This is a genomic window from Streptomyces sp. NPDC085931 (assembly GCF_044540565.1).
Taxonomy (GTDB): domain Bacteria; phylum Actinomycetota; class Actinomycetes; order Streptomycetales; family Streptomycetaceae; genus Streptomyces.
The window spans coordinates 16,092-28,699 of the sequence record NZ_JBITSK010000020.1 but is presented as its reverse complement, the minus strand read 5'-3'; the positions used below and the strand labels follow the sequence as shown (position 1 = coordinate 28,699).

General features: G+C 72.7%; 10 protein-coding genes, 1 tRNA gene, 1 pseudogene and 1 riboswitch. Of the genes and pseudogenes, 5 read left to right on the top strand and 7 right to left on the bottom strand.

The genetic code is table 11. The features are described from left to right. Nucleotides 1-78 precede the first annotated feature (78 nt). Complete coding sequence (locus ACIGAN_RS32105; RefSeq protein ID WP_309096946.1) at nt 79-573, top strand: MarR family transcriptional regulator; 495 nt, start codon at nt 79-81, stop codon at nt 571-573. Nucleotides 574-904: 331 nt separating this feature from the next. Further along, complete coding sequence (locus tag ACIGAN_RS32100) at nt 905-1,765, top strand: RNA polymerase sigma factor SigF (protein ID WP_309096947.1); 861 nt, start codon at nt 905-907, stop codon at nt 1,763-1,765. A gap of 460 nt (nt 1,766-2,225) precedes the next feature. On the opposite strand, the pseudogene ACIGAN_RS32095 reads toward ACIGAN_RS32100, so the two are convergent. From ACIGAN_RS32095 to ACIGAN_RS32085, 3 genes and pseudogenes are all read right to left on the bottom strand, one after another. Next, nucleotides 2,226-2,717, bottom strand: a pseudogene (locus ACIGAN_RS32095) (MarR family winged helix-turn-helix transcriptional regulator); the annotation flags it as partial. A 99-nt stretch (nt 2,718-2,816) separates the two neighbouring features. Next, a complete protein-coding gene (ribA, locus tag ACIGAN_RS32090; RefSeq protein WP_399862858.1) occupies nt 2,817-3,458 on the bottom strand; it encodes a GTP cyclohydrolase II in 642 nt (213 codons plus the stop codon). 137 nt (nt 3,459-3,595) lie between these two features. Continuing rightward, entirely contained in the window at nt 3,596-4,111 is a 516-nt protein-coding gene (locus ACIGAN_RS32085) for a MarR family winged helix-turn-helix transcriptional regulator (RefSeq protein ID WP_365742376.1), read from the bottom strand. Between the two features lie 75 nt (nt 4,112-4,186). Between ACIGAN_RS32085 and ACIGAN_RS32080 the strand changes: the two genes are divergently transcribed. The 3 genes from ACIGAN_RS32080 to ACIGAN_RS32070 all read left to right on the top strand — a co-directional run bounded on the left by ACIGAN_RS32080 (nt 4,187) and on the right by ACIGAN_RS32070 (nt 6,939). Beyond that, a complete protein-coding gene (locus ACIGAN_RS32080) occupies nt 4,187-5,317 on the top strand; it encodes a dihydrofolate reductase family protein (RefSeq protein WP_399862856.1) in 1,131 nt (376 codons plus the stop codon). A 62-nt stretch (nt 5,318-5,379) separates the two neighbouring features. Beyond that, nucleotides 5,380-5,453 (top strand) — tRNA-Met (locus tag ACIGAN_RS32075). 289 nt (nt 5,454-5,742) lie between these two features. Beyond that, nucleotides 5,743-5,899: riboswitch (cyclic di-AMP (ydaO/yuaA leader) on the top strand. A gap of 11 nt (nt 5,900-5,910) precedes the next feature. After that, nucleotides 5,911-6,939, top strand: coding sequence for a M23 family metallopeptidase (locus tag ACIGAN_RS32070; RefSeq protein WP_365742372.1), 1,029 nt, complete (start codon nt 5,911-5,913; stop codon nt 6,937-6,939). Between the two features lie 93 nt (nt 6,940-7,032). On the opposite strand, the gene ACIGAN_RS32065 is transcribed toward ACIGAN_RS32070, so the two are convergent. The 4 genes from ACIGAN_RS32065 to ACIGAN_RS32050 all read right to left on the bottom strand — a co-directional run bounded on the left by ACIGAN_RS32065 (nt 7,033) and on the right by ACIGAN_RS32050 (nt 12,432). Further along, nucleotides 7,033-8,409 (bottom strand): PrsW family intramembrane metalloprotease, encoded by a 1,377-nt coding sequence (locus ACIGAN_RS32065; protein WP_365742370.1) that lies wholly within the window; start codon nt 8,407-8,409, stop codon nt 7,033-7,035. Between the two features lie 76 nt (nt 8,410-8,485). Next, nucleotides 8,486-9,262: a tRNA (guanosine(46)-N7)-methyltransferase TrmB gene (trmB, locus tag ACIGAN_RS32060; protein WP_399862937.1), complete on the bottom strand. Its 777-nt coding sequence runs from the start codon at nt 9,260-9,262 to the stop codon at nt 8,486-8,488. A gap of 284 nt (nt 9,263-9,546) precedes the next feature. Then, nucleotides 9,547-10,752, bottom strand: coding sequence for an L-2-hydroxyglutarate oxidase (gene lhgO / locus ACIGAN_RS32055; protein WP_365742366.1), 1,206 nt, complete (start codon nt 10,750-10,752; stop codon nt 9,547-9,549). Between the two features lie 255 nt (nt 10,753-11,007). Then, a complete protein-coding gene (locus tag ACIGAN_RS32050; RefSeq protein ID WP_365099794.1) occupies nt 11,008-12,432 on the bottom strand; it encodes an MFS transporter in 1,425 nt (474 codons plus the stop codon). Nucleotides 12,433-12,608 lie beyond the last annotated feature (176 nt).

Sequence of the window (12,608 nt, the reverse complement as noted above, 5' to 3'; positions counted from 1 at the left end):
GCGGGGGCCGGGGCCGTCGTCACCGCCGGTTTCCCGTACGCCTAGTACGCTGACGGCCATCCCGGTGCCTGCGAGAGTGTGACTGTGACTTCCCTCCGACCCCGCCCTGAGCCCGCAGAGGTCGCCCGTGTGACCTCCACGGCCGCGGAGTTGCTGGAAGTCCTGTGGGGCAGGGCCTCGACGGCGCCCGCGTCCGCGTCCCAGCTGCGCGTGCTGCTCATCCTCGAGCACCACGAGGGCATCAACCTGCGCACGCTCGCCGACTCCCTCGCCTCCACGCCGCCCTCCACCAGCCGGCTGTGCGACCGGCTGCAGGCGGCCGGGTTCGTCGAACGCGTGGTGAGTCCCGTCGACCGGCGAGAGCTGCGCCTGCGGCTCAGCAGCCGGGGCCGCGCCTTCCTGGCCGATCTGCGCGTGCGTCGCGAGGAGGCGCTGCGCGCGGTGCTCGACCAGATGCCCGCCGCCAAGCGGGTCGCGCTGCTGCAGGGTCTGGAGGCGTTCTGCGACGCGGCGGCGGCCCAGATACACGACGACTCCGACGACTCCCGCGCGTCCGGTACCCGGACTGCCTGACCTGCCCGCCGCGGCGCCGGACCGCGCCCCGCGGACCCGTCCCGTCACCTGCCCGGCCTCGCTGCTTTGTTGCTCCACGACTATAGTTGTCAAACGACAACTGTCCGTTCCACGACCCCCCGGGTCTCTTTCGCCGCACCGCACCGCCCACCCTCCTGCCCGTACCGACACAGCACCTGTGCGGGTACCCCGACACCGCCCCGACCTGCGCCGACTGTGGTCTACGTCTCGTCGTGGCCGCTGGGGGGCATGACCGGGGCGAGCGCGGGTAGCGGCGGTGGAGGTGGCCTGTCGGGGGATCGGAGCGGGCCGGAACTACGAGGGAGGGCCCGTGACCGCGACCACGCGCATCGGCACGACGACGGATTCCGCCACCTACGCAGGTGAGGAGCTGCCGCAGATCGCGGAGCCGCAGAAGATCCCTCCGCAGGACGCGCGCGAGCTGACGGGACAGTTCCTCGACCGTCTCGCGGTGCTGGAGGAGGGCACGCCCGAATACCAGTACGCGCGCAACACGCTCATCGAGATGAACATGTCGCTGGTGCGCTTCGCGGCCCGCCGGTTCCGCTCGGGCGGCCAGTCGATGGAGGACGTCGTCCAGGTCGGCGTGATCGGCCTGATCAAGGCCATCGACCGGTTCGAGGTCTCCCGCGAGGTGCAGTTCACCAGTTTCGCGGTGCCGTACATCGTCGGTGAGATCAAGCGCTTCTTCCGGGACACCTCGTGGGCGGTGCACGTGCCGCGCCGGCTGCAGGAGGCCCGTACGGAACTGGCCAAGGCCACCGAGGAACTGGCCTCCCGGCTGGGCCGCGCGCCCAGGGTCGCGGAGCTGGCGGCCCTGATGAACCTCTCCGAGGAGGAGGTCGTCGAGGCCCAGATCGCGGCCAACGGCTATGTGTCCTCCTCCCTCGACGCCACGATCAGCGCCGACGCCGAGGAGAGCGACACCAAGCTCTCCGAGTTCATCGGCGGCGAGGACCCGGCGCTGGAGCTGGTCGAGGACTTCCACTCCCTCGCGCCGCTGGTCGCCGAACTCGACGAGCGCCAGCGCCTCATCCTGCACCTGCGGTTCGTGGAGGAGCTGACGCAGGCCGAGATCGGCGCCCGGCTCGGCATCTCCCAGATGCACGTGTCCCGGCTGCTCTCCCGCACGGTGGCCCGGCTGCGGTCGGGGATGCTGGCGACCGGCTGAGGTCATGAGCCCGCGGTGAGCGCGGGGCGCCCCGCCCGACGGTCGCGTCCCGCGCTCACTGGTGTCCACGCGACCGGTCCGTACCACGCGCGACGTCACCACCGTCGCCGCCGCCCGGCCCGCCCGGGCCGTCCAGGCCTGCGATGCCGCCCGTACCGTCGGTGCCGTGCGGGCCGTCCGGGCCTGCGGTGTCTTCCGCGCCGTTCCTGCCTTGCGAGCCGTACAGGTTTGCGGTGCCCTCTGTGCCATGGGTGTCGTCCGTGCCCTCGCGGCCTTGCGTGCCATCGATGCCCTTGCCGGTGAACGTGCCATCCGCGCCTGCGGTGCCATTCGCGCCGTCGGTGCGCCGCGTGCCCTCCGTGCCGCGCGTGCCCTCCGTGCCGTGCGTGTCCTCCGGGTCTTGCGTGGCGTCCATGCCGTGCGTGCCTGCCGTGGCGTCCGTGCCGCCCACGCGGGGCAGCGCGGTGCGCCGGGCGGTGAGGAATCCGCGCAGGCCCCGCCTGAGCGCCGCCCGCTCCGCCGGCTGCATCGCCTCCAGCGCCGTGGTCAGGGCCCGGGTGCGGCGGGCGGCGACCTCGCGCAGGACGTGCCGGCCGTGGGCGGTGAGCCGGAGTTGCACCTCGCGCCGGGTGCCCGGATGCGGGGCGCGTTCCAGGAGGCCGGCCGCCGCCAGGCGGTCGCAGAGGCGGCTGGCCGTGGGAAGGCCGATGTCGAGCCGGTCGGCCAGGGACGTGAGGTTCAGGCCCGGAGCGGCCTGCAGAGTGCGCAGCGCCCGCAGCTGGTGCGGGGACAGCCGCAGGGACGCTTCCTGGGCGGCGATGGCCCACAAGGCCGTCAGGCTCTCCACGGCATCGGCGATCTGTGCCGCGACGGCCTCCGGGCCATCACCCCGTCCCCTCGCCCGGTGGTCTCCGGGGCCGTCGAGATCGGTCACAAAACGGTCACTTTCCATAAGCTCCGGGTACTGCGGAGGTCGCCCTCATTCAAAGGCTGTACCCGAAGAGCCGTAGGGCAAGCAGTCCCGTTCGGCGCCGGATCGGACCCGGGTGGCTCAGCCGGCGCTCAGCTCCGTCAGTGCCGCGAGCGGCAGCGTGTGCTGCGTCTGGAGGACCTTGGCGCGCAGGTAGCGGACGTTGTGCGCGGTGGTGAAGACCCCCGTCGGGACCCGGTCGCGGACGTCGACGCCCAGGGCGCGCAACTGGGCCGCCTTGTCGGGGTTGTTGGACAGCAAGTCCAGCCGGCCGATGCCGAGGGCCCGCAGCATCTGCGCCGCGGCCGTGTAGTCGCGGGCGTCCTCGGGCAGCCCCAGTGCCGCGTTCGCCTCGTAGGTGTCCAGGCCCTGGTCCTGCAGGGCGTAGGCGTCCAGCTTGTTGTAGAGGCCGATGCCCCGGCCCTCCTGGCGCAGGTAGAGGAGCACGCCGCCGCGCTCGGCGATGCGCTCGACGGCCTCGCGCAGCTGCGGGCCGCAGTCGCAGCGGGCCGAGCCGAACACGTCCCCGGTCAGGCACTCGGAGTGCAGCCGCACGAGCGGCACCGGGCCGGGCTCGCCCAGGACGACGGCCACGTGCTCCTGGCCGTCGGCCAGGCCGTGGAAGGTGACCAGCTCGGCGTCGGCCTCGTAGCCGTCGTGGAAGCGCAGCGGGACCCGGACGCGGGAGCGGGGGGTGGCGAGGACGCTGGGGGTGTCGGGCACGCGGGCCTCCGGGTTCCGTTCCTGTTCGGCTGCACAGCCGTCTGCCGGGTTGCTTCAGATTTGAAACAGACCCACGACCGGAACCCTACTCGTGCTTGAACTTTGAAGCAACGGACCGACGGCTCCTGTGGCGCGCGTCACGAACAGGCCGTCGAGGACCTCCGCCGCCACGGCAGGTCGTCCGCGACCGAGCGGGACCCGTCCTCCTGGAGCCCCCGCACGATCGCGGTGGAGATCTCCTCCAGTTGCCCGACCTGCTCCGCGCTGAGCCGGTCGAACAGGGAGCCGCGCACGGTCTCGACGTGCCCGGGCGCCGCCCGCTCCAGCACGGCGAACCCCTCGTCGGTCAGCGCCGCGACGCTGCCCCGCTTGTCGTACCGGCACGCCTCGCGCCGCAGCATGCCGTCCTTCTCCAGGCGCGTCACCGCGTACGTCAGCCGGCTGCGCGTGATCTTCAGCCGCTCGGCGAGCTCGGTCATCCGCAGCCGCCGTTCCGGGGCCTCCGACAGGACCGACAGGATGGAGTAGTAAAGGTGGGGCATGCCGGCGTCCTGCTGGAGCTGCCGGTCGATCGCGTCCTCCAGGAGCAGCGAAGCGGCGATGTAGGCGCGCCAGGCGCGCTGCTCCTCGGGGGTGAGCCAGCGAGTCGTCATACCGCCAGTGTAGGTTTGTTTCAAACTTGAACCAAGGTCCGTCCGTCCGCCGTCCCGACCAGCCGCGGAGCGCCGATGCCCCACCCGTACGTCCTGCTGTCCGCCGCCGTCTCCCTCGACGGCTACCTGGACGACACCGGTCCCGAACGCCTGCTGCTGTCCAGCCCGGCCGACTTCGACCGGGTCGACGAGGTCCGCGCGTCCGTCGACGCGATCCTGGTCGGCGCCGGCACCATCCGCGCCGACAACCCCCGGCTGCTGGTGAACTCGCCCGAACGCCGCTCCGCCCGGGTGGCCGCCGGCCGGCCCGAGTACCCGCTGAAGGTCACCGTCAGCGGCTCGGGCGACCTCGACCCGGACGCCCGGTTCTGGCACACGGGCGGTGAGAAGGTCCTGTACACGACCGACGCCGGCGCCGAACGCGCCCGCGCCCTGGGCATCGCCGCCGACGTCGTCCCGCTCGGCGCGGACCTGGACTGGCGCCGACTCCTCACCCACCTGCACGACGTCCGCGGTGTGCGGCGCCTCATGGTCGAGGGCGGCGGCCTGATCCACACCCAGCTGCTCACCCAGGGACTCGCCGACGAACTCCAGCTGGTCCTCGCCCCGTTGTTCGTGGGCGACCCCCGCTCCCCTCGCCTCTTCGGCCCCGGCGGCTACCAGGGCGGCCGGCTCCGGCTGCTGGAGACACGACGGATCGAGGACGTCGTCCTCATGCGCTACGCGCCCACCGCCCCGGGCACCGGCGCCCTGCCCGTCGCCGCCGACCACCACTGGCTGGCCCTGGCCTGCGAGCTGGCGGAGCGCTGCCCGCCCTCGGACACGGCGTTCAGCGTGGGCGCGGTGGTGGTCGCGGCCGACGGCACGGAGCTGGCCCGCGGCCACTCCCGCGAGGGGGGCGACCCGGTCGTGCACGCCGAGGAGGCGGCCCTGGCCAGGATCGACCCGGCCGACCCGCGGCTCGCCGGCGCGACGGTCTACAGCAGCCTGGAGCCCTGCGCCCGCCGCGCCTCCCGGCCCACGCCCTGCGTCCGGCTGATCCTCGATGCGGGCGTGCGCCGGGTGGTCACGGCCTGGGGCGAGCCGGACACCTTCGTGGCGGCGGCCGACGGCAGCGGGGTCCTGGCCGCCGCCGGTGCCGACGTCGTCGTCCTGCCGGAACACGCGGAGCGGGCCCGGAAACCCAACCGCCACCTGCTGCCCTGAGCCCTCGGGGACGGGTGTGGCACGAGCTGTCCTGCGCATGGCGTACACTGGAATCACAACGACGCGGGGTGGAGCAGCTCGGTAGCTCGCTGGGCTCATAACCCAGAGGTCGCAGGTTCAAATCCTGTCCCCGCTACTGAAGGCCGAGGGCCGGAATCCGAAAGGGTTCCGGCCCTCGGTGCTTTCCCCGATCCGGCCCTTACGCACAGTGAGCGAACCCTCCCGCTCCGCATAACAACTGACACACTGTCAAAAACCGTTTGCGGCTTGAGAGGCGGCCAACTCGCCCGATTTAAGCCGGTCATGGCAGGTACGTCCGTGCGAAAAAGGTTAATGATCAAGCGGAATCGCTGGAATACACACCGCGCCTCCATTAACGTTCGATAACGCAGCGCGGTCGTCCCAGCCGTCACAGAAGGCGGCTCCGTGCGCACGCGCCGAATCCCGAAAGGGAACCGGGGAACCACCACTTGGGGTGAATCGAGCGGATGCCGCCGTGGAAGCACGGCCGGTATACGCGCGTAGGAGACCTTCCTGCTCCGAACCCGTCAGCTAACCCGGTAGGCGAGAAGGAAGGAAAGGAGTACGCCTACGTGGCGTCCAACCGGCCTGCCCCCGCGGCCCCGTTCGCGACGGACCAGCGCGACACCGAAGTCTTCTACGGCGGTCAGCGCACCGACGAGGGCCCGTTCCAGGAGTGGAACCCCACCGCGGAGTCCATCCGCCCCGTCCGTGGCCGGCATCGCGTCACCAAGCAGCGCGGCGGAGGGCTCGCCCGCAGCTCCACCGTCCTGGGCGTCGGCGTCATAGCCGCCGTGGGCGCCGGCGGCATGGCCAGCGCCCAGACCGGCAAGCCGCCGGTGTCGATCTCCGTGCCGGACCTTCCCTCGGTGGGTTCCCTCATCTCGGACGACGACACCCCCGAAGGCTCCGCCACCCCGCTCAGCGATCTCGCGACGGCCGCCGCGGACACCGACGAGGGCGGTGCCAACGCCGGCGAGGCCCTGCGTGCCCGGATCATGGCCCAGGTCGAGCACCAGCAGGAGCAGATCGAGACCAAGGCCGCCGAGGAGGCCGCGGCCGCCGCCGAGAAGGCCGCCGCCGAGGCCGTCGCGAAGGCGGAGAAGGAGGCCAAGGCCAAGGCCGCCGAGGCCAAGCGGAAGGCCGAGGAAGAGGCCCGCAAGAAGGCCGAGGCCGAGCGGCTCGCCGCCCTCGCCAAGCAGTACACGCTGCCGACCTCCTCGTACACGATCACCTCGTCCTTCGGCCAGGCCGGCGCCTACTGGTCCTCCGGCTATCACACCGGACTCGACTTCGCCGCCCCCACGGGCACGCCGATCAAGGCGGTCCACAGCGGCACCATCACCGAGGCCGGCTGGAACGGCTCGTACGGCTACAAGACCGTCCTCACCCTCGATGACGGCACGGAGATCTGGTACGCGCACCAGTCGTCCATCGGCGTCAGCGTCGGCCAGAAGGTCAGCACGGGCGACGTGATCGGCCGTGTCGGCGCCACCGGCAACGTCACGGGGGCGCATCTGCACCTCGAGGTCCACGCGGCCGGCTCCAGCAGCGGCATCGACCCGATGGCCTGGCTGCGGGACAAGGGACTCAACCCCTGAGCGGCGAACGCCCGTAAGAAGCACCGGCAGCCCTGACGACGACCCCCCGACGTCAGGGCTGCCGGTCGTTCCGTGCCGGGCGGGTGCCGGACGTCAGGACCGGTAGGGGTTGTACGCCGGGTACGCCGCGTGCCGCGCGGGCTGAGGGGCGTGGGCGGCCGGGTGGCCGTAGCCGTAGCCGGTGGGACGGCCGTACGCGCCGGGGACCGGCCAGGGCGGGCGCGTGACCGGCGCCGGCGGGGCCGTGATCCGGGCCGCGTGGTCCAGGGCCGGGCGGGCCGCCTCCCGGCGGCGCCACAGTTCGCCGAGCAGTTCCATCTCCCGTACGGCGAAGTCGGGCCCGGCGCGGCCGCGGCGGGCCCGGTGGCGCAGGAAGGCGAGCGACGTCGCGTACGCCTCGTACCGCGCCACCTCCCGTGCCGCCGCCTTCCCGGCGTGCCGGCGGGCGTACTGGCGGGCGATCCGGCGGGCCCGCATCGAACCGAGCGCGTACGGCTCGGCCGGGGTCAGCCAGCCCGCGGCCGCGTACGCGGGCAGCTCCGTCCGTACGGTGCGCAGCTCCCGCTGCCGGGTCCAGATCACCAGCCACGTCAGCAGCCCGAAGATCGGCACCATGAACGCCGCGTACACGGCGAAGAACCCGTACTCGCCGAACGTCGACGAGCCGTTCCACATCGCGTGCATGCCCATCGCCAGCAGCAGTCCGGCGAGCGGGAAGGCGGCGCGGCGCAGGCGCTGCCGGTCCGCCGCGAGCGCGGCGGCGCCGAAGCCGATGCCGGTCAGGACCGTGAAGAGCGGGTGCGCGAACGGCGACATGATGATGCGGACGAAGAAGGTCGCCGCCGTGACGGAGGCGATGCCGCTGCCGCCGGTGAGCTGGTCGGTGCCGAAGGCGGTGCCCAGGTAGAGGATGTTCTCCGTGAAGGCGAAGCCGGTCGCGGTGACACCGGCTATGACCACGCCGTCGACGATGCCGGTGAAGTCGCGGCGGCGGAAGAGGAAGACCAGGAGAACGGCCGCCGCCTTGGCCGTCTCCTCGACGACCGGCGCTATCACGGTCGACCCCAGCGTGTCCGCGCTGGACGGGTCCGCGGTCGCCGTCGCTATCCATCTCGTGGCGAAGCTGTTGGCGACGATCGCTATCAGCGCCGCCGCGCAGGCGCCCCAGGCGAAGGAGAACACCAGGTTGCGCCAGGGGCCCGGTTCGACGCGGTCCAGCCAGCGGAACGAGGCGATGAGCAGCGGCACGGGCAGGAGCGCCAGGCCGAGTCCGACCAGGAAGCCCTCCGTGCCGGTCTCCTCGCGCACCAGGGCGAGGATGACCAGGCCGGATATCGCCAGGAGCGTGGTGGGGGCGCCGTAGCGCACCCAGGGGCGCTGCCACCAGTGGGCGTGCCGCAGCGGGCCGGCGGTGGGGGCGCCGTCGGTGGGAGCGCTGGGGTACGACGGATGTGGGGGGCAGGAGGCCACGGCATTGACCCTAACGACGGAGGGGCGCTGTCCGCAGGCGGAGAGGTGCCAGGGCGGTGTGGTGCGGTGCGTGCGGTCAGACGCCGGCGGGGGACTGGTCCGCGTGTGGTACGCGGCGGAAGAGGAGGTCGTTCACGACATGTCCCTTGTCCAGTCCCTGGCCCTCGAAACGGGTCAGCGGCCGGAAGTCGGGACGCGGTGCGAAGCCACCGTCCGCCTGCGTGTTCTCGAAGTCGGGGTGTGCCGTGAGTACGTCGAGCATCTGTTCGGCGTACTCCTCCCAGTCCGTGGCGCAGTGCAGGATCGCGCCCGGCCTGAGGCGGGTCGCGGCGAGGGAGAGGAACTCGGGCTGGATCAGTCGGCGCTTGTGGTGCCGCTTCTTGGGCCAGGGGTCGGGGAAGTAGACGCGCAGGCCGTCGAGGGAGTCCGGGGCCAGCATCTCGCGGAGCAGGATGATGGCGTCGCCGTTGCCCACGCGGATGTTGGACAGGCCGTTGCGGTCGGCGAGGCTCAGGAGGTTGCCCTGGCCGGGGGTGTGGACGTCGACCGCGAGGATGTTGGTGCCGGGGTCGGCGGCGGCCATCTGGGCGGTGGCCTCGCCCATGCCGAAGCCGATCTCCAGGACGACGGGGTTGTCGTTGCCGAAGAGGTCGGGCAGGTCGAGGGCCCGGCTGCCGTCGATGTCCAGGCCCCACTTGGGCCACAGGCGCCGCAGGGCGTCCGCCTGACCGGCGGTGACGCGGCTGCGCCGGGGCTGAAAACTGCGGATCCGCCGCTCGAAGTGCGACCCGGCGGGGTCGGGCTTCGGCCCGTCGGGGAAGCGCGGCTCTCCCTTGGCCCGGGGGTGCCGCAGGGAGGCACCGGGGGTGTGGGGGTGCGGGGGTTCGGGGGAGTTCGCGGAGTCAGCCACAGTGGGGCTGATTTTACGGGGTCGGGACGGGGGAGGGGTGGGGGCGGGGTGGGGCGGGCGGCCGACCGTGCGTGGCGCTGTGGCTTCGCCTGTGCCGGTGGTGGGGCGGGGCCGCGCCGGGGGGTGTCCGGTTGCGTCGTCCGGCGGGTGCGGGTGCGGGTGCGGGTGCGGGTGCGGGTGCGTTGCGCCTTTCTCCCAGGTCGGGCAGCGGCGCGAGACGGCGGTCGTCACAGTGCGTTCAGCGCTCGGCGGGCCACCTCTCTGCCGATGGGCAGGGACGCCGTGGCCGCGGGGGAGGGTGCGTTCAGGACGTGGACCGTTCTGGGGCCCTCGCGGATCAGGAAGTCGTCGACCAGCGTGCCGTCCCGCAGGACGGCCTGCGCGCGCACGCCCGCCGCCGTCGGCACCAGGTCGTCCTCGGACACCCCGGGCAGCAGCCGGCGCACCGCCTCCGTGAACGCCTGCTTGGACAGGGACCGCCGCAGCTCACCCGCCCCGTACCGCCAGTGCCGCCGGGCGATCCGCCAGGAGCCCGGCCAGGCCAGGGTCGAGGCCAGTTCGGCGGGGCGGACCGTGGCGCGGCCGTAGCCCTCGCGGGCCAGGGCCGGTACCGCGTTGGGCCCGATGTGGACCCCTCCGTCGATGCCCCGGGTGAGATGCACCCCGAGGAAGGGGAACGCCGGATCGGGCACGGGGTAGACCAGGCCCCGCACCAGCTCCGGCCGGGCCAGCTCGTAGTACTCGCCCCGGAACGGCACGATCCGCACGTCCGGGTCGTCGCCCGTGAGCCGGGCGATCTCGTCGCAGTACAGCCCCGCGCAGTTGACCAGGACACGGCCGCGGACGACGTCCCCCGCGGCGGTGAGGACGGCGACTCCCCGCTCGGGCCGGCGGTCCACGCGGACCACCCGTGTGCCGTAGCGGATCTCCGCGCCCGAGCCGTGGGCCAGCTGGCGCGCGACCGCGACGAAGTCGCAGATCCCCGTCGTGCCGACGTGTATCGCGGCCAGGCCGCGCACCTCCGGCTCGTACTCCGGGATCTGGGACGCGCCCAGCTCGCGCACCGGGATGCCGTTCTCCCGGCCGCGCTGCACCAGCGCGTGCAGGCGGGGGAGCTCCGCTCGGTCGGTGGCGACGATCAGCTTGCCGGTGACCGCGTGGGGGATGCCGTACTCGGCGCAGAACTTGACCATCTCGGCCGCCCCGCGCACCGCGTAACGCGCCTTGAGGGAGCCGGGGCGGTAGTACACGCCGCTGTGGATCACGCCGCTGTTGCGGCCCGTCTGGTGCCGGGCGGGGCCGGGCTCCTTCTCCAGGACCGTGACACGGGTGCCCGGGGCGGCGCGGGTGATGGCGTACGCCGTCGACAGGCCGACGATCCCGCCGCCGATCACCAGCACGTCAGCGTCGTATGCGAGCCCCACCGGCACCACCTCCCACCTCGATAGTGCACTGCGCCACTGACAGTGCCTTCAAACGCGGAGACGGCACCTCGCGGGCGCCTAGGGCCTGTCGTTTGGATCACGCCGCTGACGCGTGGTCCGGCACGCACATCCGCGGCGTTGTCGTCGGTCGCCGACGCTCCGCGTCGACTCCCTCCTCCGCCTTGCAGCTGCACGCACCGGACCACGCTCCCCGGCGCTGAACAGCACCGTCACTTTCCTGCGACCTGATCCAAACGACAGGCCCTAGGCGGAGGTCATCAGCAGGGGCCGGGCGCGCTCGCGGAGCTCGACCACCCGGGGCTCGTCGCCGTACGGCTCCAGGCGGTGCAGGAGGTCCTTCACGTACTCCGTCGTGCGGGCCGACGAGATGCGCCCGGCGACCTCCACCGCCCGCACCCCCTGCTCGCACGCCGCGTCCAGGTTGCCCGACTCCAGTTCGGCGACGGCGGAGACCACCAGGCGCAGGCCGTGCGAGCGCACGAACTCCTCCGTCGGCTTCGACAGCGCCTGCTCGGTGAAGCGGCGGACCTGGCGGGGTGCCTTGAGGTCGCGGTAGCACTCGGCCGCGTCGGCGCAGAAGCGGTCGTAGGAGTAGAAGCCGAGCCAGCTCGGGTCGTTGTCGCCGGGGCGGGCCCGCTCCAGCCAGCTCTCGGCCGCCTTCAGGGCCCCGCCGGCGGCCTGGGCGTCGCCCGCACGCGCGTGTGCCCGGGCCTCGACGAGGCGGAAGAAGCTCATCGTGCGGGCCGTGGCCAGTCCGCGGTTGCGCTCCAGGGCGGCCTGGGCGAGGTCCACGCCCTCGTCGCCGAAGCCGCGGTAGGTGGCCTGCAGGGACATGGAGGCCAGCACATAGCCCCCGAGGGGGACGTCGGCCGCCGCCCGGGCCAGGCGCAGGGCCTGGATGTAGTAGCGCTGGGCCGCTTCCTGCTGGCCCGTGTCGAAGGCCATCCAGCCCGCCAGGCGGGTGAGTTCGGCGGAGGCGCCGAACAGGGCCCGGCCGACCTCGTCGGAGTAGGAGCCGAGCAGGAGCGGGGCGGCCTCCACCCGCAGGCACTCGGGGACCATGGACGAACGCCAGTCGCCGCCGCCGTACTTGGAGTCCCAGCGCCGCGCGTCCTCGGCGGCCTCCCGCAGCTTCTGCACATCGCTGTGGCCGACTTTGAGCGGTGCGCCGGAGCCCTCGCCCGGGCCCACGTCACGCGCGACCGAACTGTCGGCCGGGGTTATCAGCCACCGCGAGGCGGGCGTTGCGTACGCGCTCACTGCGAACGATCCGGCGAGGGACTGCCAGATGCCGCCGGAGCCGGCGCGGCGGCCCGCGAGGTCGAGGCGGTACAGCTCCGTGGCGGACCTCACCGCCTGGCCGACGTCGCGCGGGAAGGCCAGGCCCACTTCGGGGGCGGGGTCCGCGTCGGCCAGGCCGATCTCGTGGAGCGGCACCGGGCGGCCGAGCTTCTGGCCGATGGCGGCGGCGATGAGGTGCGGGGCCGCGCCCTGCGGCACCATGCCCTTCGACACCCACCGCGCCACCGACGTCTTGTCGTAGCGAAGTGTCAGTCCCCGCTGTGCGCCAAGATCGTTGACGCGCCGCGCGAGGCCTGCGTTGCTGATTCCCGCGAGGGCGAGAACGGCGCCGAGTTTTTCGTTCGGCCCGCGTTGCTCCCTGGACATGCGCCACCCCTCGACACAGACGGCTGCCGCAGTGGCATAACCGTGCGGCATTCGTAAACCCAGCGTAGTTCGCCGCATCCCAAGCGTTAAGGGGCATTCTTCCGGTTGGCGGGATTGTGGTCCGTACTGAAGTGCGGGTCAGATACGGGCAGTTGCGGCGTGCTCCCGATGTGTGG